Raw genomic sequence first — 814 nt, 5'->3', positions numbered from 1 at the left:
ACGCATTTCAGCGTCACCGACTTGCCGGTGCCCGAGCCGCCGATGATGACCATGGAGGTGCCCCTTGGCACGCTCAGGTCGACCCCGCGCAGCACGTGCTTCTGGCCGAAGGATTTCGAGACGCCCTCGAGGGCAATCATGGGTGTGGCGTCGTTCGTCATATCGAGAAGAACACCCCCGTGAGCAGGAAGTTGGCGGCGAGGATCAGCACTGCCGCGGCCTCGACCGAGCCCTTGGTGGCGCGGCCCACGCCCTGCGCGCCGCGGCCCGAGTGCATGCCGTGGTAGCAGCCCATGAGCGCCGCGATGCCGCCGAAGGCGCAGCCCTTGACCAGCGAGGAGATCACGTCGAGCGGCTCGAGGAAATCGAGCGTGTTCTTGAGATAGGCGGCGGGGTTGAAACCGAGCGAGCTGGTGGCGACGAACCAGCCGCCGAAGATGCCGATGACGTCGCCGACGCCCACCAGCAGCGGCACCACCACGAGCCCCGCCAGCAGACGCGGCGCCACGAGGTACTTCATCGGGTTGGTCGAGAGCGTCACCAGCGCGTCGATCTGCTCGGTCACCTTCATGGTGGCGATCTCGGCGGCGATGGACGAGGTCACGCGGGCGGCGATCATCAGCCCCACCAGCACCGGGCCCAGTTCGCGCACCATGCCGATGGCGACGATCTGCGGCACCACCGCCTCGGCGCTGAAGCGGGCGCCGCCCGAGTAGATCTGCAGCGCCAGCGCGCCGCCGGTGAAAAGCGCGGTCATGCCGACCACCGGCAGAGACAGCCAGCCGAGCTGCAGCAGCGCGGTCAGCGCCTCGCG

General features: G+C 68.7%; 1 protein-coding gene and 1 pseudogene. Both read right to left on the bottom strand.

The window, feature by feature from the left end:
- Positions 1 to 140: pseudogene (locus tag HC022_RS29570) on the bottom strand (ABC transporter ATP-binding protein); the annotation flags it as partial.
- A gap of 17 nt (positions 141 to 157) precedes the next feature.
- Positions 158 to 814: ABC transporter permease (locus tag HC022_RS27890; protein ID WP_167454528.1), on the bottom strand; the 657-nt coding region annotated here is incomplete at its 5' end.

Source organism: Salipiger sp. HF18, assembly GCF_011806505.1.
In the GTDB taxonomy this organism is placed as follows: Bacteria; Pseudomonadota; Alphaproteobacteria; order Rhodobacterales; family Rhodobacteraceae; genus Salipiger; species Salipiger thiooxidans.
The sequence above is the reverse complement of the archived record's forward strand: the minus strand, read 5'-3'. Positions and strand labels throughout refer to the sequence as shown.